General features: G+C 59.4%; 24 protein-coding genes and 3 tRNA genes. 20 read left to right on the top strand and 7 right to left on the bottom strand.

Translation table 11 applies throughout. The features are described from left to right. Positions 1 to 106: 106 nt before the first annotated feature. Together glpK and I6L41_RS08680 are read right to left on the bottom strand one after the other, a co-directional pair. A complete protein-coding gene (gene glpK, locus I6L41_RS08685; RefSeq protein ID WP_005337546.1) occupies positions 107 to 1,609 on the bottom strand; it encodes a glycerol kinase GlpK in 1,503 nt (500 codons plus the stop codon). A gap of 54 nt (positions 1,610 to 1,663) precedes the next feature. Beyond that, the gene (locus I6L41_RS08680) at positions 1,664 to 2,512 is read right to left on the bottom strand and encodes an MIP/aquaporin family protein (RefSeq protein WP_005350866.1); all 849 of its coding nucleotides are present in this window, start codon (positions 2,510 to 2,512) and stop codon (positions 1,664 to 1,666) included. A 489-nt stretch (positions 2,513 to 3,001) separates the two neighbouring features. On the opposite strand from I6L41_RS08680, the gene glpT reads away from it, so the two are divergent. The 9 genes from glpT to I6L41_RS08635 all read left to right on the top strand — a co-directional run bounded on the left by glpT (position 3,002) and on the right by I6L41_RS08635 (position 12,916). Next, a complete protein-coding gene (gene glpT, locus I6L41_RS08675; RefSeq protein ID WP_005337540.1) occupies positions 3,002 to 4,360 on the top strand; it encodes a glycerol-3-phosphate transporter in 1,359 nt (452 codons plus the stop codon). Between the two features lie 102 nt (positions 4,361 to 4,462). Continuing rightward, positions 4,463 to 5,221, top strand: coding sequence for a DeoR/GlpR family transcriptional regulator (locus I6L41_RS08670; protein WP_005347045.1), 759 nt, complete (start codon positions 4,463 to 4,465; stop codon positions 5,219 to 5,221). Between the two features lie 316 nt (positions 5,222 to 5,537). Then, positions 5,538 to 7,025: a glycerol-3-phosphate dehydrogenase gene (gene glpD / locus I6L41_RS08665; protein WP_216963423.1), complete on the top strand. Its 1,488-nt coding sequence runs from the start codon at positions 5,538 to 5,540 to the stop codon at positions 7,023 to 7,025. 106 nt (positions 7,026 to 7,131) lie between these two features. Continuing rightward, complete coding sequence (gene glpQ, locus I6L41_RS08660) at positions 7,132 to 8,220, top strand: glycerophosphodiester phosphodiesterase (RefSeq protein ID WP_216963419.1); 1,089 nt, start codon at positions 7,132 to 7,134, stop codon at positions 8,218 to 8,220. Positions 8,221 to 8,438: 218 nt separating this feature from the next. Continuing rightward, the gene (gene eco, locus I6L41_RS08655) at positions 8,439 to 8,921 is read left to right on the top strand and encodes a serine protease inhibitor ecotin (RefSeq protein ID WP_005337529.1); all 483 of its coding nucleotides are present in this window, start codon (positions 8,439 to 8,441) and stop codon (positions 8,919 to 8,921) included. A gap of 298 nt (positions 8,922 to 9,219) precedes the next feature. After that, positions 9,220 to 9,591 carry a DUF413 domain-containing protein gene (locus tag I6L41_RS08650; protein ID WP_005350885.1) on the top strand — a complete coding sequence of 124 codons (372 nt, stop codon included), beginning with the start codon at positions 9,220 to 9,222 and terminating at the stop codon, positions 9,589 to 9,591. Next, positions 9,591 to 10,463: an HTH-type transcriptional regulator HdfR gene (gene hdfR / locus I6L41_RS08645; RefSeq protein WP_139406517.1), complete on the top strand. Its 873-nt coding sequence runs from the start codon at positions 9,591 to 9,593 to the stop codon at positions 10,461 to 10,463. The genes I6L41_RS08650 and hdfR overlap by 1 nt, the downstream gene beginning before the upstream one ends. Before the next feature lie 175 nt (positions 10,464 to 10,638). Beyond that, positions 10,639 to 11,580 (top strand): hypothetical protein, encoded by a 942-nt coding sequence (locus I6L41_RS08640; RefSeq protein ID WP_216963416.1) that lies wholly within the window; start codon positions 10,639 to 10,641, stop codon positions 11,578 to 11,580. Positions 11,581 to 11,725: 145 nt separating this feature from the next. Further along, positions 11,726 to 12,916 carry an amino acid aminotransferase gene (locus I6L41_RS08635; protein WP_216963413.1) on the top strand — a complete coding sequence of 397 codons (1,191 nt, stop codon included), beginning with the start codon at positions 11,726 to 11,728 and terminating at the stop codon, positions 12,914 to 12,916. A gap of 114 nt (positions 12,917 to 13,030) precedes the next feature. On the opposite strand, the gene I6L41_RS08630 is transcribed toward I6L41_RS08635, so the two are convergent. Both I6L41_RS08630 and I6L41_RS08625 read right to left on the bottom strand, forming a co-directional pair. Next, positions 13,031 to 13,534: a DUF2062 domain-containing protein gene (locus I6L41_RS08630; protein ID WP_139708487.1), complete on the bottom strand. Its 504-nt coding sequence runs from the start codon at positions 13,532 to 13,534 to the stop codon at positions 13,031 to 13,033. Beyond that, on the bottom strand, positions 13,528 to 14,046 hold the full coding sequence (locus tag I6L41_RS08625; RefSeq protein WP_005350890.1) for a DUF2062 domain-containing protein: 519 nt from the start codon (positions 14,044 to 14,046) through the stop codon (positions 13,528 to 13,530). Before I6L41_RS08625 ends, I6L41_RS08630 begins: the two co-directional genes overlap by 7 nt. Before the next feature lie 27 nt (positions 14,047 to 14,073). Here I6L41_RS08625 and I6L41_RS08620 point away from each other — a divergent pair, with 27 nt between their 5' ends. The 11 genes from I6L41_RS08620 (at position 14,074) to I6L41_RS08570 (ending at position 24,286) form a co-directional block, all read left to right on the top strand. Next, positions 14,074 to 16,275 (top strand): DNA internalization-related competence protein ComEC/Rec2, encoded by a 2,202-nt coding sequence (locus I6L41_RS08620; RefSeq protein ID WP_216963409.1) that lies wholly within the window; start codon positions 14,074 to 14,076, stop codon positions 16,273 to 16,275. 104 nt (positions 16,276 to 16,379) lie between these two features. Further along, on the top strand, positions 16,380 to 18,143 hold the full coding sequence (msbA, locus tag I6L41_RS08615) for a lipid A ABC transporter ATP-binding protein/permease MsbA (RefSeq protein WP_075115539.1): 1,764 nt from the start codon (positions 16,380 to 16,382) through the stop codon (positions 18,141 to 18,143). Further along, positions 18,143 to 19,144: a tetraacyldisaccharide 4'-kinase gene (gene lpxK / locus I6L41_RS08610; protein WP_216963406.1), complete on the top strand. Its 1,002-nt coding sequence runs from the start codon at positions 18,143 to 18,145 to the stop codon at positions 19,142 to 19,144. Before msbA ends, lpxK begins: the two co-directional genes overlap by 1 nt. 121 nt (positions 19,145 to 19,265) lie before the next feature. After that, positions 19,266 to 19,454, top strand: coding sequence for a Trm112 family protein (locus tag I6L41_RS08605; protein WP_005347033.1), 189 nt, complete (start codon positions 19,266 to 19,268; stop codon positions 19,452 to 19,454). Further along, a complete protein-coding gene (gene kdsB / locus I6L41_RS08600) occupies positions 19,451 to 20,200 on the top strand; it encodes a 3-deoxy-manno-octulosonate cytidylyltransferase (RefSeq protein WP_128815636.1) in 750 nt (249 codons plus the stop codon). Before I6L41_RS08605 ends, kdsB begins: the two co-directional genes overlap by 4 nt. A gap of 212 nt (positions 20,201 to 20,412) precedes the next feature. Then, the gene (gene uvrY, locus I6L41_RS08595) at positions 20,413 to 21,057 is read left to right on the top strand and encodes a UvrY/SirA/GacA family response regulator transcription factor (protein ID WP_005337448.1); all 645 of its coding nucleotides are present in this window, start codon (positions 20,413 to 20,415) and stop codon (positions 21,055 to 21,057) included. A gap of 127 nt (positions 21,058 to 21,184) precedes the next feature. After that, complete coding sequence (gene uvrC, locus I6L41_RS08590) at positions 21,185 to 23,038, top strand: excinuclease ABC subunit UvrC (RefSeq protein ID WP_216963404.1); 1,854 nt, start codon at positions 21,185 to 21,187, stop codon at positions 23,036 to 23,038. A gap of 199 nt (positions 23,039 to 23,237) precedes the next feature. Next, complete coding sequence (gene pgsA, locus I6L41_RS08585; RefSeq protein WP_031227442.1) at positions 23,238 to 23,792, top strand: CDP-diacylglycerol--glycerol-3-phosphate 3-phosphatidyltransferase; 555 nt, start codon at positions 23,238 to 23,240, stop codon at positions 23,790 to 23,792. 181 nt (positions 23,793 to 23,973) lie between these two features. After that, positions 23,974 to 24,049: transfer RNA gene (locus I6L41_RS08580), tRNA-Gly, on the top strand. Positions 24,050 to 24,084: 35 nt separating this feature from the next. After that, positions 24,085 to 24,158 (top strand) — tRNA-Cys (locus I6L41_RS08575). A gap of 41 nt (positions 24,159 to 24,199) precedes the next feature. Then, positions 24,200 to 24,286: transfer RNA gene (locus tag I6L41_RS08570), tRNA-Leu, on the top strand. An 83-nt stretch (positions 24,287 to 24,369) separates the two neighbouring features. Here I6L41_RS08570 and I6L41_RS08565 read toward each other — a convergent pair. From I6L41_RS08565 to I6L41_RS08560, 3 genes are read right to left on the bottom strand one after another with little or no spacing between them, the layout of a single operon-like run. Continuing rightward, positions 24,370 to 25,209, bottom strand: a complete 840-nt coding sequence (locus I6L41_RS08565; protein WP_254203411.1) for a contractile injection system protein, VgrG/Pvc8 family — start codon at positions 25,207 to 25,209, stop codon at positions 24,370 to 24,372. A gap of 45 nt (positions 25,210 to 25,254) precedes the next feature. Beyond that, positions 25,255 to 25,530: a hypothetical protein gene (locus tag I6L41_RS20780; RefSeq protein ID WP_254203410.1), complete on the bottom strand. Its 276-nt coding sequence runs from the start codon at positions 25,528 to 25,530 to the stop codon at positions 25,255 to 25,257. Beyond that, positions 25,530 to 26,021: a phage tail protein gene (locus I6L41_RS08560; RefSeq protein ID WP_216963400.1), complete on the bottom strand. Its 492-nt coding sequence runs from the start codon at positions 26,019 to 26,021 to the stop codon at positions 25,530 to 25,532. Before I6L41_RS08560 ends, I6L41_RS20780 begins: the two co-directional genes overlap by 1 nt. Positions 26,022 to 26,023 lie beyond the last annotated feature (2 nt).

Raw genomic sequence — 26,023 nt, 5'->3', positions numbered from 1 at the left:
TGAGCGGGGAAGGGGGCAGAAAGCGGCAAGGGAAAGCATAAAAAGAGAGGCCGACATTGCGGTCGGCCTCTTGGGTGTTTATCTCAACGGAATGTCGGGTACCCGATCAATCCTCTTCAGCCCAACGGCGTGAACGCTCAACTGCTTTCTGCCAGCCGCTGTAACGTTTGGCGCGATCGTCTCTGTCCATCTGCGGGATGAACTCGCGGTCAACGCTGAACTTGTCTTCCAGCTCGTCCGAGCTCTTCCAGAAGCCGACTGCCAGACCTGCCAGGAAGGCGGCGCCCATGGCGGTAGTCTCGATGCGGGTCGGACGTACCACCGGGGTGTGCATCATGTCAGCCTGGAACTGCATCAGGAAGTCGTTGGCTACGGCTCCGCCGTCTACCTTGAGAGCTGCCAGCTTGATGCCGGAGTCCTGCTGCATCGCATCCAGCACATCGCGGCTCTGATAGGCGATGGATTCCAGCGCAGCACGGATGATGTGGTTGCGGTTGGCACCACGGGTCAGACCGACCATGGTGCCGCGAGCATACGGATCCCAGTAGGGGGCGCCCAGACCGACGAAGGCCGGCACCAGATAGACGCCGTTCGTGTCACCCACCTTGGAGGCGAAGTAGTCGGTATCGCGGGCATCGTGAATGATCTTGAGCTCGTCACGCAGCCACTGGATGGTGGCGCCGCCCATGAATACCGCACCTTCCAGCGCGTAGTTCACTTCCCCTTTCGGGCCGATGGCGACGGTAGTCAGCAGGCCGTTGCTGGAGCGAACCGGCTCGGTGCCGGTGTTCATCAGCATGAAGCAGCCGGTGCCGTAGGTGTTTTTGGCCATCCCTTTTTCAAAGCAGAGCTGGCCGAACAGGGCAGACTGCTGGTCACCGGCGATACCGGCAATGGGGATGCGGGAGCCGCCGCCACGGGTGGTGTAGCCGTACACTTCGGAAGAGGGTTTCACTTCCGGCAGCATGGACATGGGGATGCCCAGCTCGTCCAGCATCTTCTCGTCCCACTTCAGCTCGCGGATGTTGTAGAGCATGGTACGGGAGGCGTTGGTCGGGTCGGTGACGTGCACTTCGCCATTGGTCATCTTCCAGACCAGCCAGGTATCGATGGTGCCGAACAGCAGTTCGCCGTTCATCGCTTTCTCGCGGGCACCTTCCACGTTGTCGAGGATCCACTTAACCTTGGTACCGGAGAAGTAGGCATCCAGCACCAGACCGGTGTTTTCGCGAACGTACTCTTCCAGACCGCGTGCTTTCAGCTCCTCGCAGATGGCGGCGGTGCGGCGGCACTGCCAGACGATGGCGTTGTAGATGGGCTTGCCGGTGGCCTTTTCCCAGACGACGGTGGTTTCACGCTGGTTGGTGATACCGATGGCGGCGATCTCTTCGCTGCGCAGGCCGGTCTTGGCCAGCACTTCGGTAAAGACGGAGGATTGGGTCGCCCAGATCTCCATCGGGTCGTGCTCTACCCAGCCCGCTTTCGGGTAGTGCTGGGTGAATTCGCGCTGGGAGGTACCGACAATGTTGGCATCCTGATCAAACACGATGGCGCGGGAAGAGGTAGTACCCTGGTCCAGAGCGACGACATATTTCTTTTCAGCAGACATGATGTTCTCCACGTTTCTATTTTCCACGTTTTTATACGTTGGAGGGGGCCGCTCTTATGCGGCAGCCTCTTCTTTGGCGGTTTGGGTCGCTTGCTCGGTGGTGACGACACGGTTGCCCGGGACGCAGGGAGCCAGCACTTTGACATACAGAGCGGTACCAATCTGGGCGCCAACGATGGGGCCAAGGATCGGAACCCAGAAGTAGGGGTTGTCACGACCACCGGTCAGGGCAACATCCCCCCAGCCAGCAAAGAACGCGAACAGTTTCGGACCAAAGTCACGGGCCGGGTTCATGGCAAAACCGGTTAACGGGCCAAGGGAGGCACCGATCACCGCGATCAGGATACCGATCAGCAGGGCGGCCGCGAACCCTTTGGGGGCGCCGTTGTTGTTGTCACCCAGCGCCATGATGCCCAGCATCAGCACGGCGGTGATCACCAGCTCGACGGCGAAGGCTTGCATGTTGGTCAGCAGGGCGTTCGGGTAGGTGGAGAAGATCCCGGCGGTGCCGAGGCTCTCGACGCTGCCGCGCACCACGTTATGGGTCACTTCCCACTGGGTGAAAAGGTTACCATAAAGGAAGTAGACAAGGGCCGCGAAGCAGAAGGCACCGGCCATCTGGGCGATGATGTAGGGCACTACCTTGCGCTTGTCGAACCCGCAGAAGGTCATCAGCGCCAGGGTTACAGCCGGGTTCAGGTGAGCACCTGAAATGCCGCCGGTCACATAGATGGCGATGGCCACACCCAGACCCCAGGTAATGGAGATTTCCCACTGCCCGAAGTTGGCACCTGCCAGCACCAGTGCCGCCACACATCCGACGCCGAAAAATATCAGCAGGCCGGTTCCGATAAACTCGGCGATGCACTCGCCAAGCAGGGTATTGGGTCTTTGTATGCTCATACTTTTGTTCCTTATATCCACCCGTAGAGGTTTGATGTTCCGTTTTATCTTTTTGTGTCTATCCGTTGCCGCCGAAAACGTTTCCTTGTTGTTTTTGTGTCTTGCGCAAACGTTATGCTCGTTTGCGCTCGTTATCGGTCGTGACAGAAAATAACCCTTCCCAATAATTTCACCATCCCCCCTCCATAGGAAATGTGGACAAGATCCCACTCATTGCTAAGAAAATGTGACGTAAAGCATCTTGATAACCGCTAGTTACCACTTAGGGGGTAGCTTACAACCCTTGCCACACAAGGGCTGGCGCTTGCTGAGTAATTTCTCATTTGGAGCTTTTATTTGTAATAAAACTGCAATATTTGAGCATGCATCACAGATTAAATGAGCGCATATGAGCACAATAGGCTCGCTTACGAATCAGCGGACTCACATGATTCGTTGGAATGGTCAGGGCATCCTCAACCGCCCATAACAACAATAAGGAAGCAGAACATGCTTAGTCTCTTCAGGCCTGCGGCGCACATCGACAGGCTCCCGGCTGACAAGGTCGACCCCTTCTACAAACGCATGCGTTGGCAAGTGTTTTTCGGGATCTTCTTCGGTTACGCCGGCTACTATCTGGTACGGAAAAACTTCAGTCTGGCGATGCCCTATCTGATCGAGCAGGGCTTCTCCCGTGGTGATCTCGGTTTCGCGCTCTCCGGGGTCTCCATCGCTTACGGTTTGTCCAAGTTCCTGATGGGGAACGTCTCTGACCGTTCCAACGCCCGTTACTTCCTCTCCGCCGGTCTGCTGCTCTCGGCTGCCATCATGTTCATGATGGGTACCATGCACTGGGCCACCTCCAGCATTGCCATCATGTTTGTGCTGTTGTTCCTGAACGGTTGGGCACAGGGCATGGGCTGGCCGCCCTGCGGTCGCACCATGGTGCACTGGTGGTCACAGAAAGAGCGCGGCGAAGTGGTTGCGGTCTGGAACGTGGCGCACAACGTGGGTGGCGGCATGATTGGCCCGCTGTTTATCCTCGGGATGGGCTGGTTCAACGACTGGCGCAGCGCCTTCTATGTACCTGCGGCTGCGGCGGCCGCCATCGCGGTGATCGCCTTCTTCGTGATGCGTGATACCCCGCAATCGGTCGGTCTGCCTCCCATCGAGGAGTACAAGAACGACTATCCGAAGGATTACAACGAGAGCCACGAGCAGGAGTTCTCCGCCAAGGAGATCTTCGTCAAGTACGTGCTGCACAACAAACTGCTGTGGTACATCGCGATCGCCAACGCTTTCGTTTACCTCATTCGTTACGGTGTGCTGGACTGGGCGCCAACCTACCTGAAAGAGGCCAAGCACTTCACCGTCGACAACTCCTCCTGGGCTTACTTCCTCTACGAGTGGGCCGGTATTCCGGGCACCCTGCTGTGTGGCTGGATCTCTGACAAGATGTTCCAGGGCCGCCGTGCCCCGGCCGGTATCCTGTTCATGGTGCTGGTGACCCTGGCTGTGCTGGTTTACTGGTTCAACCCGGCCGGCAACCCGACCATCGACATGATGGCGCTGGTGGCTATCGGCTTCCTGATCTACGGCCCTGTCATGCTGATCGGCCTCTATGCTCTTGAGCTGGCACCGAAGAAAGCAGCCGGTACTGCGGCAGGTTTCACCGGTCTGTTCGGTTATCTGGGCGGCGCCGTGGCAGCCAACGCCATGCTGGGTTATACCGTTGACCACTTCGGTTGGGATGGCGGCTTCATGGTGCTGACCGTCTCCTGCGTGCTCTCCATCATACTGCTGGCGATGACCCTCAAGCATGAGAACATTGCTGTTGCGGCCAAGAAAGCGGCTGCCCATAAGGCATAAAACGTGATCCTCAGCTTATTGATCCCAAAGGGGATCAGGTAAACTGCCAAAAGGCCCCGCATCTGCCGGGGCCTTTTTTCGTTTCATCATCGGAGTGCAAGCGTGAAGCAAACCCAACGACATCTGGAGATCCTGGACGTCCTGACGCGGCAGGGATTTGTCTCGACCGACGATCTGGTGACCCACTTTGACGTCAGCCCCCAGACCATTCGCCGGGATCTGAACGATCTCGCCGAACAGAACAAGATCCGGCGCCATCATGGCGGTGCCTCCCTGCATTCGAGTACCGTCAATACCGCCTACAGCGCCCGTAAAGTGATGCAACTCAAGGAGAAAGAGCGCATCGCCCGCGAGGTCGCGGCCAATATTCCCGACGGCTCATCGCTCTTTATCGACATAGGCACCACCACCGAAGCCATTGCCCGCGCCCTGCTCGATCACCGTGAGCTGCGCATCGTCACCAACAACCTCAACGTGGCCAGCATTCTGACGGCCAAGGATGACTTCACCGTCATCATTGCCGGTGGCGAGATCCGCAACCGCGATGGCGGCATCGTGGGGGAGGCGACCCGCGACTTCATCGGTCAGTTTCGCATGGACTATGGTGTCATCGGGATTTCGGGGATCGACAACGACGGCTCCCTGCTCGATTTCGACTATCACGAGGTGAAGATCGCCCAGGCCATCATCGCCCACTCCCGTCAGGTGTTCCTGGCCGCCGACCACACCAAGTTTGGTCGCAACGCCATGGTCAATCTGGGCAATCTCAGCCAGATCCACGCCCTTTTTACCGATCAGGAGCCACCGGAAAAGCTGACGCGATTGATGGCGCAACACCAGATCGCTTGCCACATCTGCTGACGGCGAAACACGCCAAGGCTGTGCCGGTCGCCCGTCAGGGCGGCCTCCTTTCTTTTTCTCTCCCCCAGCCCCGGACTCATCTCACCCCTTTATAGGTATTGCAAAAACCACAATTCAATCTGTTTTTTTGGCTATTAACCCGCCGATGTTGGCCCGACGCCATTTGCTCCGCTGACCTGTCCCCTTTGCCACCTCTGGCGGGCTGTGGCGATCACACTTTCATCATAAAATGTTCGTTTGTTGTATTTTCATGTTCTAAAATGAGCGAAATCAAACATTGCTGTTATAGCAATCATAAAAATGAAAGTAGGTGAACATGAGCGAACATTATGATCTGGTCGTCGTCGGTGGCGGCATCAACGGGGTCGGTATCGCAGCCGATGCGGCAGGACGGGGTCTGAAGGTTGCCCTGTTTGAGGCGCAAGATCTCGCCTCTGCCACCTCGTCCAACTCCAGCAAGCTGATCCACGGCGGTTTGCGTTATCTCGAGCATTACGAATTCCGGCTGGTGAAAGAGGCATTGGCGGAGCGGGAGGTGCTGCTCGGTATGGCGCCTCACATCGCCCGTCCCATGCGTTTTCGTCTGCCGCACCGCCCGCACCTGCGTCCGGCCTGGATGATCCGTGCCGGTCTCTTCCTCTATGACAATCTGGCCAAGCGCGACAAGCTAAAGGGGAGCTGTGGCGTGCGCTTCCTGCCGCAAGATGGTTTGACCGCAGGGGTCAATAAGGGGTTTGAATACTCGGATGCCTGGGTCGACGACGCCCGGCTGGTGGTACTCAACGCCATGATGGCCCGTGACAAGGGGGCCGACGTGCAGACCCGCACCCGCTGCATCAAGGCGGTACGTGGATCCAAACACTGGACGCTCACTTTGGAGCGGGAAGGGGGCGAGCAGTTCACCGTCACCTGCCGTGGTCTGGTCAATGCGGCGGGCCCCTGGGTCAAGACCTTTTATGACGAGAGCCTGCACGAGAAATCCCCACGCGGCATTCGCCTTATTAAAGGCAGCCACATGATAGTGGCGCGCATCCATGAGCGCGAAGAGGCCTATATCCTGCAAAACGAAGACAACCGTATCGTCTTCGTCATCCCCTATCAGCAGGACTACTCCCTCATCGGCACCACCGATGTGGAGCACCACGGCAGCCCGCGGGAAGCGAAGATCAGCGAGGCCGAAATTACCTACCTGTGCAAGGTGGTCAACGCCCACTTCACTCGCCAAATTGCGCCGCAAGATGTGATCTGGACCTATGCCGGAGTGCGTCCGCTCTGTGATGACGAGTCAGACTCGCCGCAAGCGGTGACCCGCGACTACACCCTCGAACTCTCTGGCGAATCCGACGGTGCGCCGCTGCTCTCGGTATTTGGCGGCAAGCTCACCACCTATCGCAAGCTGGCGCAGGCCGCCTGCAACAAGCTCAAGCCCTGGTTTAGCCAGATGGGGGATGACTGGACGGCGACCACCCGTCTGCCCGGCGGCGAGTTTGACTGCTCGGTGCGCGAGCTGGCCCGCGCCTTTGCGCTGGAGTTTGACTGGCTCGATGATCGCAGCGCCCTGCGTATTGCCGAGGCCTATGGTGCCCATGCCCGTCTTTGGCTGAAAGAGGATCGCGGCATTCACTTCGGTGGTGGCCTCTACGAGTCGGAAGTGCGTTATCTCATCGAGCGGGAGTGGGCCTGTTCACTGGACGATATCCTCTGGCGCCGCAGCAAGCTGGGGCTGCGCCTGAACGACTCAGAGCAGCAGATGCTGCAGATTTGGCTCGACCAATACCATCAGGCTCTGCGCAAGGCGAGCTGATGAGTGACGGTGGGCAGTGCGCTGCTGCCCACCGCTTTCCACCGTAAATATGCAACAAACCTCTGATAGAACAATTACCTACACACAATAATAAAGAGCATCACATATGAAAAAACTCGCCGTTTCTCTCATCGCCTTGAGCCTTGGGGCATCCCTCTCATTACCCGTGTTGGCTGCCGATGAAGGCAAGGTTGTGATCGCCCACCGTGGCGCTTCCGGCTACCTGCCCGAGCATACCCTGGAGTCCAAGGCGCTGGCCTATGGCATGGGCGCTGACTATCTGGAGCAGGATCTGGTCATGACCAAGGATGACCAGCTGGTGGTGATGCACGATCACTTCCTCGATGGCATCACCGATGTGGCGGCGCGCTTCCCCGGTCGTGCCCGTCCGGACGGCCGTTATTATGTGGTGGATTTCACCCTGGACGAGGTGCGCTCCCTGCGTATGACCGAGCCGTTCCAGCTGGTGGATGGCAAGCAGGTGCCGGTCTATCCGGCCCGCTTCCCGCTCTGGAAGTCAGACTTCAAGATCCATACCTTCCAGGAGGAGATCGAGATGATTCAGGGGCTCAACAAGAGCACCGGCAAGAACATCGGGATCTACCCGGAGATCAAGGCGCCCTGGCTGTTCCGTCACGAAGGCAAGGATATCTCCAAGGCGGTGCTGAAGGTGCTCAAGGAGTTCGGCTACACCGGGAAGGATGACAAGGTCTATCTGCAGTGCTTCGATGCCGATGAACTCAAGCGCATCAACAGCGAGCTGATGCCCGCCATGGGTATGGATCTGAAACTGGTGCAGCTGATGGCCGAGACCGACTGGAACGAGACCATGGTCTACGACGCCAAGGGTAAGGCGACCCCCTACAACTATGACTGGATGTTCAAGCCGGGAGCGATGAAAACCATCGCCAGCTATGCCGAAGGGATTGGCCCGTGGAAACCGATGATCGTCACCGAGCCGGGCACTTTGGGCAAACCGGTCTTCACCGGTATGGTAAAAGAAGCCCATGCGGCGGGCCTGAAAGTTCACCCCTATACCTTCCGTCAGGATGAGGGGCAGATCCCGGCCTATGCCAAGGACTTTACCGATCTGCTCAACATCTTCCTCTATCAAGCCGATGTGGACGGGGTGTTCAGCGACTTCCCTGACAAGGCGGTGGCCGTCATCAAGGCCCATCAAGAGGCGGCCAAATAGCACTCTGGCGCCATTTGAATGCAAAGCGAGGCTAATTGGCCTCGCTTTTTGTTTCAGGCTCTTGCAACGGGAGTGTGCGCCCTGTCAGAAAATAGCCAGATCACGTCATGGTGTGCCGGATCTGCATCATTTTACGCAGTTTTTACGTAGCAGATCGCTGGCATGAAATCGGCAGAGCGGTTAGTCTAGCGGCGTTGAACCAACCCCATGAGGTACAGATGAAAACCGTATTGCGTTTTAGCCTGCTGGGCGCCTTGTTGCTGGGTGGCCATGCCTTCGCCGCCGAGCCGAAAAAATTTGATATCAGCATGTTCCCAGCCGCTGACGTGAATCAGGAACGTGTGGTGATCCGCCTGCCTGAAGTCGAGAAAGAAGCCGACATGATGGTCGAGCTGCAGGTCGGCAAAAAGATGATGGTTGATTGCAACGTACCGCGTTTTGCAGGCAACCTGGAACAGCACAGCGTCAAAGGCTGGGGCTACAACTACCTGAAACTGGGCAAAGTCTCCGACCCCATCAGCACCCTGATGATGTGCCCGGATAACCAGCAGAAAGAGACCTTCGTCCAGATCTACGGTCAGGGCTTCTTCGTGAACTACAACTCAAAACTGCCATTCGTGATCTACGTGCCGCAGGAGTATGAAGTGCGCTACCGTCTGTGGCGTGCCGACAACCTGGCCCAACCGGCCATGATTGAGTAAGCATGTTTGAACCAAAGGTTCAGCTGGTTCACCTGATGTGACAAATAAAGCGCCGTATGGCGCTTTATTTTTGCCTGCACAGTCCAGAAAGTGACGTGCAAATTGGCTGCACGTTTACATAAGTTTATTATTTATCAACGTTTTTTGTGTGTTATGCCACAAAATCGGCGTCAACGATGGGGCAAACTGACTTCGATAAAAGATATTTATTAACATAGTGAGAAAATTGATTTTGCACTCGGCGATGGCCTGATGATACTTGCCCGCAAAGGTCAAACTAACCAGAAAAAAGAGCACTATGAGCTTCGAATCAGACAAGCGTTTCAACGACTTCAAACATTTTCCCCGTGGCCTGCGTCGCAGTGGCGAATTCACTGTGGCCGAAGCGGACAGTCTGGAAAAGTATGGTACCGCCATGCTGGCACTCTACCAGGGCAACCTTGCACCCCGTGACGATGTCGAGTCCGCCTTCGTCGAGCAGGTCAAATCCGGCGAAGCCGGTGCCAACCCCCATGCCAAGGTGTGGTTCAAATACCTCAAGGTGATCGGTCCCAAGCGCGTTCATCGCCTCTGCACCGTCGTTGGCGGCGCCAGCGAAGAGAGCAGCGGTGGCGGCAGTTTTGATGTCGGTGGTGGCAGCGGCGGTGGCAGTGACGAGTCCATCGATTAATGGATACCGAGCTGCTTCGGACCTTTATCGAGGTGAGCAAGACCCGGCATTTTGGCCGGGCTGCTGAAAATCTCTACCTGACCCAGTCGGCGGTGAGTTTCCGGATCCGCCAGCTAGAGCAGCAACTGGGTGTCAGTCTGTTTGCCCGTCATCGCAACAACATCCGCCTGACCGCCTCCGGTGAGCGTCTGCTGCCCTATGCAGACGCCATCTTGCACACCCTTGGCCGTGCCAAGCAGGATGTGGCGCTCTCACCTGGATTCAGCCAGCAGTTGGCCATCGGCGCGCCCGCGGTGTTCTGGGAGCTCGATTTCAACGACTGGCTTAACCACATCTATGCGCTGGCGCCCGGTTTGGCGGTACGGCTGGAAACAGCCTCCCGCGAGCATCTCTGCCGCCAGTTGCTGGAGCGCTCCCTCGATCTGGCCCTGCTCTCCGAGCCCACCAAGATCGACGAGATTGCCCTGCATCCCATCGGTGAGCTGGTGTTCGAGCTGGTGAGCCGGGATCCGGCCGCCAATGCCGACAACCTGATGCAGATGCCGCACATCCACCTCGACTGGGGCACCAGCTTCGAGCCGCAACCCAGCCGTTTGCAGAGCCTGCAAAAGACCCCGGTGCTGCACTCCAGCTCTGCCAGCATGGCGTTGCAGTTCGTGCTGGCCAACGGTGGTGCTGCCTACCTGCCACGGCGGATGGTCAGCCCCTTCCTCGAGAAGGGGGCGTTGTATCTGGTAGAAGGGGGCCAGCCGCTGAGCCGCCCGCTCTATCTCGCCTATCTGGAGAAATCCGATCGCCGGGAGCTGATCGATCAGTTGCTGACCCTGCCACTGGGTTGGCACGATGCCGAGTTGCGCCTCAACGTCGAATAAGCGTCGAGTGTTATCCAAGGAAGAGCCCACCCCACGGTGGGCTCTTCTGTTTGGGGAAAATTGCAGGGAGCGAGGTCACGTAATTGGCGTGGGAGGCTTGGCGTCATCGGTCTGTAACGGTACCTTTTCAGGCTGTTTGTTTATCCGATTGAGCACTGACAGGAATGGATTGTAATTGATCGACTTTAGTCACCCCGAATGGCGGGCGCTGGCGCAGCAGTTGCTGAGCCACTCACCTGTGGTGATCCGTGGCCGCCAGTGGCAACCGCTGGTGGGCCTGCTCAAGGATAACCAGCTGCTGCTCGCCCATGGCAGCCACAGCTATGAGCTCACCCCGGCCGGACGGCGCTATCTCACCCGCGAGCTGATGCTGGCCGAGATCGCCACCGCGCCCCCCGAGCCCGAGGAGTGGTTGCATGCTCAGGGCTGGCAATTGGGGGAGCTGGTCAATGAACGGGTGCTGGCGGCGCTCTATCGCAAGAGCGAAGTGAACTTCACCCCCAACGAGCAGATTGATTTCGAGGACAAGGGCATCCGGCTCTGTGCCGATCAGCTGTTGCGCTTGCGCGCCGCCCAGCCGTTCAGCCTCTTTTTCAGCGGCGGCACCCTGATCGATGCTGCCCCCTGGTTGCAGGCGCTGGGGGAGGTGGCCCTACCCGAGCGCACCCTGGCGGGTCTTGGCAAGATCCTGTGGGGGGAGGGGAGTATCGAGCGGGTGATCACCACCGATAGCGTCGGCGCCTTTGCCGAGATGTCCCTTGATATTGGCACCTTGCTGGTGTGGGCCCCACCATCGGCTCCTCTCGCCTTGCAGCAGGTAGTGGCCGCCTTGCCCCCCAATGTGCTGTGGAGTCATCTCACCTCCCTCGATCCTGCAGGGGTGGATCGGCTGCAGGCGTTGGCCCAGCGGCTGGGTCGTCCGGCCAGCTGGTGGTTGCCCCGTGATCTGGCCCCCATTCTCAGTGCGTATGCCCAACCTTTGATTGAGGCTAGGCCGTGGGAACCGAGCCGGATCCCCAAGCCATTGTTAGCAGTTTGTAGCGGTTTGGTTGAGTTCAATGGTGGCTTGTCGGCCGAGGTGTGCGCACTGGCGCCAGCGTGGCATGCCGTTGGTTGAAATTGGTCTGAAAGCGAGCCAAAAAGCGGTTTTCCCCCATTGAACGCGGTGATATAAAGAGTTGACGAAGCGCTCGCCAGATGAGCGCTTTTGTTTATCAAGCCGCTTTGCCACCCAACGAACTCAACGGAATACAGGGAATACCATGTTTGAAAAGGTTGTTGCCGCCCCAGCGGATCCGATCCTGGGCCTGACCGAAGCCTTCCGTGCTGACTCTCGCAGCCACAAGATCAATCTGGGCGTAGGGATCTACAAGGACGAGTCCGGTGCCACCCCCATTCTTCACTGCGTCAAGAAAGCCGAGCAGAAGCTGCTGACCGACGAGAAGACCAAGAACTACCTCGGTATTGAAGGCAATATCGAATATGGCCGCATCGTACAGCAACTGCTGTTCGGGCAGTATTCTGCGCTGGTTGCCAGCGGCCGCGCCAAGACCGCCCAAGCGCCGGGTGGTACCGGTGCCCTGCGTATCGCCGCCGAATTTGTGGTGCGCAACGGTCTGGCCAAGACCATCTGGATCTCCGATCCCACCTGGGCCAACCACGTCAGCGTGTTCCAGGCCGCCGGTCTGACCGTCAAGTGGTACAAGTACTACGACGCCGCCACCAAGGGGCTCGACTTTGCTGCCATGCAGGCCTCGCTGGCCGAAGTGCAGCCGGGTGAGCTGGTGCTGCTGCACGGCTGCTGCCACAACCCGACCGGTATCGACCCCACTAGCGATCAGTGGCGCGCGCTGGCCAAGCAGAGTGCTGCCGCCGGCTGGTTGCCGCTGTTTGACTTCGCCTATCAGGGTTTTGCCCGTGGTATCGAAGAGGATGCCGAAGGCCTGCGCATCTTCGCCGAGTGCCATGACGAGCTGCTGGTGGCGAGCTCTTTCTCCAAGAACTTCGGCCTCTACAACGAGCGGGTCGGCGCCTTCACGCTGGTGAGCGCGACCAAAGAGATCGCCGATGTGGCCTTCACCCAGGTCAAGACCGTCATTCGTGCCAACTACTCCAACCCGCCGTCACACGGCGCCGCTGTGGTCACCGCCGTGGTGAGCGATCCGGCTCTCTATGCCGAGTGGGTCGAAGAAGTTGCGGCCATGCGGGTGCGTATTCGCGAGATGCGCGAACTGCTGGTAGAGAAGCTGGCTGCCCTCGGCGTGAGCCAGGATTTCAGCTTTATCCGCGAGCAGAACGGCATGTTCTCCTTCTCCGGTCTCACCAAGGATCAGGTGGAGCGCCTCAAGAGTGAATTTGCCATCTACATCGTCGGCTCAGGCCGGATCAGCGTAGCCGGGATCACCCGCGCCAACATAGATCCCCTGTGCGAGGCCATTGCCAAGGTGCTGTAATCGCATTGCCTTGTGCTCTGGCACTATGCCATGAAAAAGCCCGTCACCTTGGTGACGGGCTTTTTTGATCGCCAACGGCTGATCGTCAAACAGTCAAACAATGGGAAGGGGGACTCACTGGTGGCGTGCACCTTGCCACAGCTTGCGCAGTTGCAACAGCAGCGCGGTCAGGGCGCCGCCGCTTAGGGCGGTGAGTACCGCCAGCAGCAGGCTGCCGAGCAGGAAGGGAGGCACCAGAGTGGCCGCCTCCTGCTCCAGCCAGTGCAGGGTCCAGCTGAGGTGGAAAGGCTCCGGCGTCTGGTGCAGTACCAGACAACCGGTGCGATAGGCGTAGAGGTACATGAACGGCAGGGTCAGCGGATTGTTGAACCAGACCGCCAGCAGCGCCAGTGGCAGGTTGAGGCTGAATGCCAGCGCCAGACCGACTGCGATGAGCGAGTGCATCGGGATGGGGAACCAGCAGGCGAAGATCCCGGCCGCCACCGCGCCACTCAGGGCGCGAGTGCCCCCTTGCCAGAGGGCAGGGGCAAGCAGTCGCTCACCAAACAGGGCAAACCACTTCTGCTGGCGCAGGGTATCGGGATCGAGCTTGAAGCGGGAAAACCAGCGACTCAGCATGGGCGGGCCATCTTGCGTTTTTGCCACTGGCGCACCGTGCTGATCCGCCAGAAGGTACGGATCAGGGTGTAGCCGATAAGGGAACTGAGCAGGGCCAGGATCAGCGAGCCCAGCAACAGCGGCGGTGCCACTGTGCCCAGTACCGAGACCAGCCACTCCCAGGTGAACTCAATCTCTATCTGCTGCGCCGAATGTCCCAGCAGCTGGCAACCCACCAGATAGGCGCCATAGAGCAGGGGCGGCATGGTAAAGGGGTTGGAGAGCCAGACCAGCGCCACCGAGAGCGGCAGATTGACCCGGCACAGGATGGCGCCACCGGCGGCCAGCAGCATCTGGCAGGGGAGCGGCACCCAGGCCATGAAGAGGCCCACCGCAAATGCCCCGGCAGCCGAGCGGCGGTTGAGGTGCCAGAGGTTGGCATCGAGCAGCAGTTTGCCGAACAGTCGCAGGTGCTTGTGTTCTTTCAGGGTTTGCTGATCGGGCATCCAGCGTTTAATGAGTCGTTTGGGCATATTGAAACCTTGCTAAATACTTGCTCCATGGATCTGCGTCTGTTGTCGTTTGCCCTGGGGGCAAGCTCCTCACTGCTCTGGCCATGGTTACCTTCACTCGCATGGGGGGGCCTGTTGCTGTCCCTGCTGATCCCCCTTGCATATTGCCGTGCCTGGCGGTGGCTGTTTCTCCTGCTCGGCATCCTCTGGATGCAGGCCAATCTTGCCTATCGGCTGGCCTGGTTGGAGCGGTTGGGCGATCAGACGAGCCACATGATAACCGCACAGCTGCAAAGTGCAGAGCCCGAGGGGGATAAATTTGTCCGGCTGCTGCTGCGGGTGAGCACCCTCGACGAGCAACCGGTGACACCTGAGCCCCTGATCCGGGTCAATGCCTATCAGGCATTACCCGCCATGACGGTAGGCAGCCGGATCACCCTGGTGACCTCGTTGAAACCGGCTCACGGTCTTGCCAACGAGGCGGGGCTGGATGGGCGGCGTCTGCTGCTGGGCAAGGGGATCACCGCCACTGGCAATCTGCGTCGGGTGATAGATATTCAACAGGCACCTGCGGGTTGGCGTGAACGCTGGTTGGGGGCCGCGACCGAGAGTTGGCGTCCGCTTGACCATGCCCCCTTGCTGGCGGCGCTCACTTTTGGCGAGCAGAGCGGCATCACGGATGCCCAGTGGGAGCTGTTTCGCGGCAGCGGCCTGACCCATATCATCGCCATCTCAGGGCAACACATCGCGCTGGTGGCGGTGCTTGGGTGGTGGCTGGGCAGGCTGTTTGGTCTGCGCGGCGCCATCATCACCTCCCTGCTGTTTGCCGCCGTCTACAGTGCGTTGGCCGGATTTGCGGTGGCCACCGAACGGGCTCTTATCATGGTGCTGGTGTGGAGTGTATTGCGCTGGAGCCGGCGAGAGTGGCCGGCCTGGCGCATCTGGCTGTGGGCCTTTGTGGTATTGACCCTCTGGGATCCCTTCGCCCTCTATTCGGCCGGCTTCTGGCTCTCGTTTCTGGCGGTGGCCATCTTGCTGCTGGTGGGATATGTCCACGACAAGCCGGGGCTCTGGCAGATCCAGCTCTGGCTGCTACTCGGTCTGCTGCCGCTGCAACTGGCGTTGTTCGAGGGGATAGCGCCCCTTGCCATGGTGATCAACCTGTTGGCGGTGCCGCTCTTTTGTATCGCCATCATCCCGCTGGCCCTGATCGGTGTGCTGCTGGCGCCGCTTTCCACCTCGCTTGCCTACGGCCTGTTCTGGCTGGCGGATTTGGGGCTCGGGTGGGTGTTGACGATCCTGAACTGGCTTTCCGATCAACTGCAACTGTGGTGGCCACTGCCCGGCTGGTGGCTGCCGCTTTGCACCCTGCTGTTGCTGCTCTGGTTCGCCGCGCAGTGGCGCCCGGCACGTTGGCTGTTGCTACCGGGTCTGTGTGCGCTGTTGTTGGCGCTCTGGCCAACGCCAGTCCGCTGGCAACTGCGGGTGCTGGATGTGGGGCAAGGGCTGGCAGTGCTGATCAGCAAGGGGGAGCGTGCCATCCTCTATGACACAGGTGATCGCTATCCCGGAGGCTACAACATGGCGGACGCGGTGATCCTGCCCCAGCTAAGCCATCTGGGGATCTGGGTCATCGATCGCCTCATCATCAGCCACAAGGATCGGGACCATGCCGGCAATCGCAAGCGACTGCTCAGCGCCATGCCGGTGCGTCACGAGTTCTCCTCTTACCCCTTCAGTGAGGGAACCACCCTGTGCCAGCGTGGGCAACAGTGGCGCTGGCAGGGGCTCTCGTTTGTGGTGCTCTGGCCCGAATACCCAGGCGGTGGGCGTAACAACGATGGCTGCGTGGTACGCATCAGCGATGGCGAGCGCAGCATATTGCTGAGCGCCGATATCGAACGGCAGGCCGAACAACGACTGGTGGCGCTGGAGGGGGAGGGGTTGGCCAGCACCTTGCTGGTGAGCCCCCATCATGGCAGTCGCACCTCCTCCACACCCTCGTTTGTCGCGGCGGTGGCGGCAAAGGATGTGATCCACAGCGCCGGTTTTATGAATCAGTGGGGCTTTCCCCGTCCCGATGTGGTGGCCCGCTATCGGGATGCCCGCCAGTGGATCACCGGTCAGCAAGGGGCGATGCTGGTCGAACCCACCGCAGCGGGCTTGAGCGTCACTGCCGAGCGAGATCTGGGTCCCTGGTACCGGCGCAGTGGCGAGTGGTGGCGACCGCGAGTGTGGTTTGAGCAATAATCGGCCATTTCTGCCGTGGAGGAATGCGATATAGGTGGCGGCGCTTGGTGTAAGCCTGCGCTTTGGCTAGAATAGCCCGTCATTTCCATTACTAACGGCTATTCATGCAACAAGAAACCTCACAAGAGAGCTGGCCAGTATTCAAACGCCTGCTCGGTTATGTCCGTGATCGCAAGCTGGGCCTGGTCGGTGGCATCATCGGGATGCTGGGCTATGCCGCCGTGGATACCACCTTTGTCTACTCCATCAAGCCGCTGATCGATCAGGGCATCAATGGCAACGACAGCACCGTTTTGAAATGGATGCCTTTCTTCGTCCTCGGCATCGTGGCCCTGCGCGGTGTCGCCAACTTTCTCTCCAACTACTGCATGGCCTGGGTTGGCAACCACGTCGTGATGCGTCTGCAACAGCAGGTGTTCAATCACATGGTGGCGATGCCGATGAGCTTCTTCGACCGTCAGAATACCGGTCATCTGCTCTCCAAGGTGACCTATGACGCCAGTCAGGTCTCCTCGGCGGCGAGTACCACGCTGGTGACCCTGGTGCGGGAAGGGGCGACCGTGGTCGGCCTGCTCGGCCTGATGTTCTGGCACTCCTGGCAGCTGTCGGTGATCTTTTTGGTGGTTGGCCCGCTGGTGGGGGTCATCATCGGCCTTATCAGCCGTCGTTTCCGCCAGATCAGCCGTCACATTCAGCAGGCGGTGGGGGATATCACCACCTCCACCGAGCAGATGCTCAAAGGGCACAAAGAGGTGCTGATGTTTGGTGGCCAGAAGGTGGAAGAGAAACGCTTCTTCCAGGTCAGCAACAACATGCGCCAGCAAACCATGAAGATGGTCGCGGCTGATGCCATCGGCAGCCCTGTGGTGCAGATGGTGGCCTCCATCGCGCTGGCTGCCTTCCTCTATGTAGCTACCATCGACAGTGTGCGCAGCGAGCTGACTGCCGGTACGTTTACCGTCATGATCACCTCCATGATGATGCTGCTCAAGCCGCTGAAAAGCCTGACCGACGTCAACAACCAGTTCCAGCGGGCCATCACTGCCTGCCACAGCCTGTTTGGCCTGCTCGACACCGAGCCGGAGCAGGATACCGGCACCCGCACTCTGGAGCGTGCTCGCGGCGAGATCGAGTTTCGCAACGTCACCTTCACCTACCCGACCAAGGACACCCCGGCGCTGCACAACGTCAGCTTCAAGGTGGAGGCGGGTAAGTCGGTGGCGCTGGTGGGCCGTTCCGGCTCTGGCAAGAGTACCATTGCCAGCCTGCTGACCCGCTTCTACGACATCGATCAGGGCGAGATCCTGCTGGACGGCATCAACATCCGCGAATACAAGTTGAGCGAGCTGCGCAAGCAGTACGCGCTGGTCTCCCAGCATGTTCACCTGTTCAATGACTCGGTGGCCAACAACATCGCCTACGCGGCAGAAGACAAATACAGCCGCGACCAGATCGTGCAGGCCGCCCGTATCGCTCATGCCGACGAGTTCGTCAGCAAGATGAGCAACGGGTATGACACTGTGGTTGGCGAGAACGGTGCATCCCTCTCCGGTGGTCAGCGCCAGCGTGTTGCCATTGCGCGGGCTTTGCTGCGCGATGCGCCGGTTCTGCTGCTGGATGAGGCCACCTCGGCCCTCGATACCGAGTCCGAGCGCCACATTCAGGCGGCTATCGACGAGCTTTGCAAGGCGCGTACCTCGCTGGTGATCGCCCACCGTCTCTCCACCATCGAGAAGGCGGACGAGATCCTGGTGATCGACGAAGGTCATATCGTCGAGCGCGGTAACCACGAAGCATTGATGGAGCAGCGCGGCACCTATGCCCAGCTGCGCGCCATTCAGTTTGGCAACGCGGGAAGCAAGGCCTGATGCTGGAACGGCTCTGGTATCGCAAAAGTGGCTGGCGCTGGTTGCTGGCCCCCTTTGCCCTGCTGTTTGCCATCATCAGCGGCACCCGCCGCTACGCCTATCGTCACGGCTGGTGCAGGGGGTATAGCGCCTCCTTGCCGGTGATCGTGGTGGGCAATATTTCGGTGGGGGGCAACGGCAAGACGCCGGTGGTGGTCTGGCTGGTGGAGCAGTTGCAAGCCCGCGGCTATCGCCCAGGGGTGGTGAGCCGTGGTTATGGTGGCAAGGCGCCCCATTACCCCTATCGGCTGGATGAGACCAGCACTACGGCGCAGGCCGGAGATGAGCCGGTGCTGATTGCCCGGCGCTGCGGCTGCCCCGTGGTGGTTGCCCCGAAACGGGCCGACGCGGTACGACTGCTGGAGCAGAGCGGTGAGGTGGATATCATCATCACCGACGATGGTCTGCAGCACTATGCGCTGGCCCGCGACATCGAGCTGGTGGTGGTGGACGGAGCGCGCCGTTTCGGCAACGCCTGCCTGCTGCCGATGGGGCCGCTGCGCGAGCCGGTCACTCGTCTCAAACGGGTGGACGCCATCATCTGCAACGGCGGCGAGCCGGGCAAGGGGGAGTACCCCATGCAACTGGTTGCCGACACCCCGCGCCGGGTGCGCGACGATGCCCCGCTGGCCGCCCCCTTGTCGGGGCCGGTTGATGCGCTGGCGGGGATTGGTCATCCGCCCCGCTTCTTTGCCACCCTAGAAGGGCTCGGCTATCAGCTGGATCAGCAGGCCGCCTACGGCGATCATCACCCCTTCGATCGGGATGAGCTGGTGGGGCGCTTTGCCAGCAAGCCGCTGCTGATGACCGAGAAGGATGCGGTCAAGTGCCGCCCGTTTGCCCTCGATAACTGGTGGTATCTGCCGGTCAGCGCCGAGTTGCCCGCCTCCTTGCTCGATACCTTGTTGCACAAGCTGAACACGAGTGGAAAGGCGCAAGGCGTAACCAAGGCACAAGATTAATCTCTCTCGCCTCGGCGGGGGAGCAGGGGGGGAATATGCCCCGCATGGAATAGCTGGTTGCTCGACATCCATCGCTGGCGTGATGAAGCCGCCAGCGCGACATCGTTGAAGGAGTATCGTTTTGGCTTTGGACATCAAGTTGCTCGACATCATCGCCTGCCCGGTCTGCAAGGGTAAGCTGCATTACAACAAAGCAGTTCATGAGCTGGTCTGCCGCTTCGACAAGCTGGCCTATCCGCTGGAAGAGGGGATCCCGGTACTACTGGAGAACCGTGCCCGTCCGCTCAACAGCGATGAGCTGCCGTCATGAGTTTCGTCGTCGTCATTCCTGCCCGCTATGCGTCAACTCGTCTGCCGGGCAAGCCGCTGGCGGATATCCATGGTAAACCCATGGTGCAGCACGTGGTGGAGAAAGCTCTGCAATCAGGTGCCGATCGAGTGATCGTCGCCACTGACGATGCCCGGGTACAGCAGGCACTGCTGAGCACCGGCGTCGAAGTATGCATGACCTCACCGGATCACCAGTCTGGCACCGAGCGTCTGGCCGAGGTGTGCCGTCACTACGGCTTTGCCGCCGATACCATCATCGTCAATGTGCAGGGGGATGAGCCGCTCATTCCGCCCGCCATCATTCGTCAGGTAGCGGATAATCTGGCCGCTGCCACGGCGCCGATGGCGACCCTGTCTGTGCCGATCAAGGATGCCGAAGAGGCGTTCAATCCGAACGCAGTGAAAGTGGTGACTGACAAGGATGGCTACGCCCTCTACTTCAGTCGCGCCAGCATTCCCTGGGATCGGGATCGCTTTGCCAAGAGCCATGAGCAAATTGGTGACCACTACCAGCGTCATATCGGTATCTATGCCTATCGCGCCGGCTTTATCCAGCGTTACGTAGACTGGGCACCGAGCGTGCTGGAGCAGGTCGAGGCGCTGGAGCAGCTGCGGGTGCTCTGGTACGGGGAGAAGATCCACGTCGCCCAGGCCCTTGAAGCACCGCCGGTTGGGGTGGATACCCAGGCCGATCTGGAGAAGGTGCGCGCCTTTTTGGCCAAGTGATGGCCACAGCACTAACGTCATGAAAAACGGTGTCGCAAGGCACCGTTTTTTGTTTTGAAAATTTATATAATTATTTGATTTTAAACGCTAAACATGGGTTTTCTCAAACTTTTGGCGTGCATGGTTTGCCAAAGCGACGAGTTTGGTTATGATGCAAGACGCCCTGTTAACCCTAACCGGGCGGCTAAAACGAGATAAAACGGGGTGTTTGGGTGATAAATGTATTCCTGGTCGATGATCATGAGCTGGTGCGTACAGGGATAAGACGCATTCTTGAAGATGTGCGCGGGATCAAGGTGGTGGGCGAAGCACAGAGCGGCGAGACAGCAGTTACGTTCTGTCGCCAACACCATCCGGACGTGATCCTGATGGACATGAACATGCCGGGTATTGGTGGTCTGGAAGCGACCCGCAAAATTCTGCGGATCCGCCCCGATGTGCGCATCATAGTGCTGACCATTCATTCAGAAAATCCGTTCCCCACCAAGGTGATGCAGGCCGGCGCCGCCGGTTACCTGACCAAGGGGGCTGCCCCTGACGAGATGATCCAGGCGATCCGGTTGGTGCACTCCGGTCAGCGCTACATCTCCCCGGAGATCGCCCAGCAGATGGCCCTCAGCCAATTTGCCTCCGCTGACGAGAATCCCTTCAAGTCCCTCTCCGAGCGCGAGCTGCAGATCATGATGATGATCACCAAGGGGCAGAAGGTGACCGATATCTCCGAGCAGCTCAATCTGAGCCCGAAGACGGTCAACAGCTACCGCTATCGGCTGTTCAGCAAGCTGGGGATCAACGGTGACGTGGAACTGACCCATCTGGCCATTCGCTATGGCATGCTGGATGCCGATACCCTCTAATCGGGTGGCGTGTGGTCACAAAGGCGGCGCGTGCCGCCTTTTTGCTTTTCTGCCCTTTTGCTTTTCAGGCGGCGGGGGCAGTATGCTCTGCCCGTCAATTTTTGCCTTTGTGTGAGCCGAGTAGCTGATGACCCTCTCTCCCGAACCACTCTTCGACAGCAAGGCGTTTCTGAGCGCCGTCACCCATCAGAGCGGCGTCTACCGCATGTATGACAGCGGTGGCACCGTGATCTATGTGGGCAAGGCCAAGGATCTGAAAAAGCGGCTCGCCTCCTACTTTCGCACCAACGTCGACAGCATCAAGACCCGCACCCTGGTGCGACAGATCGCCGATATCCAGGTCACCGTCACCCACACCGAGACCGAGGCGCTGATCCTCGAGCACAACCTGATCAAGCAGTACCAGCCCCGTTACAACGTGCTGCTGCGGGACGACAAATCCTACCCCTGGATCATCATCACCGCGCACCAGCATCCGCGTATCGGCGTCCATCGCGGCGCCCGCAAGGTGAAGGGGGAGTACTTCGGCCCGTACCCCTCTGGCGGCGCGGTGCGTGAGAGCTTGCACCTGATGCAGAAGATTTTTCCGGTGCGTCAGTGCGAGGATGCGGTCTATGCCAACCGCACCCGTCCCTGCCTGCTCTATCAGCTCAAGCGCTGCGCCGGCCCTTGCGTACCCGGACTGGTGAGCGAGGCCGAATATGCCCAGCAGGTGGAGCTGGCCAAGCTGTTTCTGGCGGGCAAGAACCAGCAGGTGATTGGCGAACTGGTGGGCAAGATGGAGTCCGCCAGCGGCGATCTGCGCTTTGAAGAAGCGGCCCGCTACCGGGATCAGATCCTGGCGCTGCGCCGGGTCACCGAGCAGCAGTCGGTGAGCGGCAACGTGCTGGACGAGCTGGATGTAGTGGGGGTCGCCTTCGAGCAAGGTGCTGCTTGCATCCACGTGCTCTTTATCCGTCAGGGCAAGGTGCTGGGCTCGCGCAGCTACTTCCCGAAAGTGCCGGCTGACACCCCGCTTGACGAGGTGGTGCAATCCTTCCTGCTGCAGTTCTATCTGTCGGGGCAGGGGGGGCGGCAGATCCCGAGCGAGGTGCTGCTCGATGTGGCCCTTGAGGACGAGAGCGTCATCGCCGAGACTCTGAGCCAGACCGCAGGCTACAAGGTGCGGGTGGTGAGCCGTACCCGCGCCGAACGGGCCCGCTTTATCAAGCTCGCCTCCATCAACGCCGAGACGGCGCTGCGCTCGCGGCTGGCTCACAAGAGCACCATCACCGCCCGCTACGATCAGCTGGAAGAGCTGCTGGAGCTGGAGCGTCCCATCGCCCGCATGGAGTGTTTCGATATCTCCCACACCATGGGGGAGCGCACCGTGGCCTCTTGCGTGGTGTTCAACCGGGAGGGGCCGCTCTCATCGGAATATCGTCGTTTTAATATCGACGGTATCACTGGCGGCGATGACTACGCGGCGATGGAGCAAGCGCTGGAGCGCCGCTTTGGCAAGCAGCAGGAGCCGGACAAGGTGCCGGACGTGCTGTTTATTGACGGTGGCCTCGGCCAACTGCGCCGCGCCGAAGAGATCCTGGCCCGTCAGCTGGAGTTCCTCGGCGGCAAATATCCGCTGCTGGTGGGGATTGCCAAGGGGGTCACCCGCAAGGCCGGGCTGGAAACTCTCATCATGGGGGAGAGTCACGAAGAGTTGCATTTGCCGGCAGATATGCCCGCTTTGCACCTTATTCAGCATATTCGCGATGAATCCCATCGTTTTGCCATTACTGGCCATCGGGCCAGACGGGCCAAGGCCCGCACCAGCAGCAGTCTGGAGGATATTCCGGGGGTGGGGCCAAAGCGGCGGCAGGCGCTGCTCAAATATCTGGGTGGCCTGCAGGAGGTCAAAAAGGCGAGCGTGGATGAACTGGCCAAGGTACCCGGCATCAGTCAGGAGCTAGCCCAGACCATCCACGATGGCTTGCACAGCGCCTGAGCAGGGTTAGCGGCATGGCAAAATCGCTAACTCCTTGATGCACAAGAGCCGTGACGCGGGGGGGGCGTAAATGCCATAATGGCCATCGCATTTTGAGAAGATTGATGGATTAAAAAGACCAAGACGGGCGCCAGTGCGGTTGCATCGCAAATCGGCTTTGGCGCACTATGTAGCGACGTACAAGAAGTGGCTGAAAATAATGACAAATATACCTAACCTGTTGACGTTTTTCCGGATTTTGCTCATTCCCGTCTTCGTCATCCTGTTCTATCTGCCTTATCAATGGTCCTATCTGGCTGCTGCCATCATCTTTATTCTGGCCGCTGCCACCGACTGGTTTGATGGCTATCTGGCCCGCAAGCTCAATCAGTCCACCGCTTTTGGCGCCTTCCTTGACCCCGTTGCCGACAAGATCATGGTTGCCGCCGCACTGGTGGTCATTGTCGAACACTACAACACCATCTGGGTGACCATCCCCGCCATGACCATGATTGGCCGCGAGATCATCATCTCCGCCCTGCGCGAATGGATGGCCGAGCTCGGCAAACGCTCCTCGGTGGCGGTCAGCTGGATTGGCAAGTGGAAGACCATGATCCAGATGGTGTCGCTCACCGGTCTTATCTGGCAATACAACGTCTGGATGGTGTGGCTCGCCTATGTGATGCTCTATGTCGCCACCGTGCTCACCTTCTGGTCGATGTTCCAGTACATGAAGGCGGCCTGGGGCGATTTGACCCACCACGCCAACCTGTGAGTCACTTGCGCCGCAAGGTGAGGTTTCCGCTGATTTGAGGCAGGAAACGGCCAAAGGCGCTAAAACTGTTCAAAAAGGGCAAAAAATGCCCGAACGATCAGGTAATTAAATATTTCTGGTTGACTGGGCGAGGAACATCGCTAGAATGCGTCCTCGTAGTCAGGCAGTCAGCCAGACCAATGCGGGAATAGCTCAGTTGGTAGAGCACGACCTTGCCAAGGTCGGGGTCGCGAGTTCGAGTCTCGTTTCCCGCTCCAAATTCAGACAATAGAGAGCCAACTCTCTTTTGCATGGCGCGTTAGCAAAGCGGTTATGCAGCGGATTGCAAATCCGTTTAGTCCGGTTCGACTCCGGAACGTGCCTCCATATTGACAAGCCCGCCACGCGAGCTTGATACCGATTGCGGTGCCCGAGTGGTGAAATCGGTAGACACAAGGGATTTAAAATCCCTCGACGTTCGCGTCGTGCCGGTTCGATTCCGGCCTCGGGCACCATTAAAATCAAAGAGTTACGAAAGGCCACTAGAAATAGTGGCCTTTTTCTTTTTCTTCAGTGTCCACATTTGATCCACACAGATTTATTCCGGCAGCTCTGCCAGTTTCACTTCGAGTTGCAAGCGGTTGGTGTAGCCCTGGTCGGTGAGGTCGTGGACGACCTGGGTGAGTAGCCAGTCTGCTTCGTCGATTTGCGGTTTGAAGCCCCTGACCGTGGTGGGTTGTTCCGGGTAGAGCTCGGGGCGACCTTTGGCCAGGGTGATTTGAAACTCTGCCACGCCTCGCTGCAGCTTTTCCCACTCAGCCCGCGCTGCCCTCATTGCGTTGCCTTGGCTGGCGTAAACGTGGCGCAGCTCCTTGACGTTCTCACTGTCGCCAACCAGCAGATCGTTCTCCTTCTTGTTGACTACCACCCCCGGTGGTAGCGGCCGTTCCTCTTTCGGTTTGGTCTTTCGCTTGCGCTTCACCTCGATTTTCTTCTTCTCGGCGGCTTTGTTGTCTTGCCAGTAAGCGATGACGCCGGTGTAGGCGTCGCGGTCGGCCACCGAGAACTGGTGCTGATCGCCGTCCTGGCGGGTGATGGTGACAGCCGGCAGTGACTTACCGCTGGCGGTGGTGCCGTTGCCCGCCTTGATGAGCATCAGGCGGCCAGATTTGACAGTGGCGATGGCATCTTGCTCGGTAGCCAAGCGGGTGAGAAAGGCCAGATCGCTCTCGTTGGTCTGGTCGATGTGGTCGATCACCATCCCCTTGAAGGCGTCGCCAACGCTCGGTGTCAGGCCATAGCGGACGGCCAGCTGCTCAACGATGGCGCCGATGGTTTCGAAATGCCAGCTGCGCTCGCGCAGTTTGTTCATGTTCCCGCGCAGATCTGCCGACTTACCCCGGATGGTGAGCACGTCCGGTGCGCCGCCGTGTTCCACCTCGTCAATTTTGAAGGTGCCTTTATCGACCAGGGGGCCACCTTGTCAGCCAATGCTGGCTTGGAGGGTGGCCCCACGGCGCGGCATGGCCAGCTTGCCGTCGCTGTCATCGATGGCGATCTCGATGGTGTCGGCCGAAAAGCCCCGGTTATCGGTGATGGTCATGTGCATCAGGCGTGGGCGCAGGGTGCCCGAGATATCGCTGCCATCGACCAGTACCTGATAGGCGGGCGCCGGATGTTGCTGGCGCAGGGCATCCAGTTGGCTGGTGATGCCAAGGTTTTCAGCCAAGCGGGTACCGAACTGGTCGAATGCCCCCATCAGAGCAGCCCCCCGAGTTTGCCGCCTACGGTGTTCAGCAGCTTGCCAACGCCCAATCGACCGAGCAGGTTGCCCGCAGTGCGCCCGAGCAGGGTGTTGCCGAGGGAACTGTCGTTGTCATCGACCCGTTTTAGCTTGATGCTGAACTCAATTTTTCGGGCGCTGCCATCCTGGAAGAACTCGCTGCGGGTGGTGCTGATCCCCTCTATCACGAACGAGCCGCGCATCACGCCATCCCCCTGGATCAGGGGGAAGGCTTGGCCGCTGTCACCCATGCTATTGAGCATGTCGAGGGATACGGGCCCGCCGGTGAGCTCTGGATAGAGTACCCCGCTTAAGTTACTGAGCTCGTCATCGGGCCCGAGGTACTGGTATGAGGGGCGGGCGCCGACCCGATTATTGCCCGGGTGGCGCCATGATTTTTCGTCTTGTTGGGATTGCGGGGCCACGGTCGAGCGCATAAACACGAACCAGCCCAGGGTCATCATCATGG

It is taken from the genome of Aeromonas sp. FDAARGOS 1411, from assembly GCF_019047125.1.
GTDB lineage: Bacteria > Pseudomonadota > Gammaproteobacteria > Enterobacterales > Aeromonadaceae > Aeromonas > Aeromonas veronii.
The sequence above is the reverse complement of the archived record's forward strand: the minus strand, read 5'-3'. Positions and strand labels throughout refer to the sequence as shown.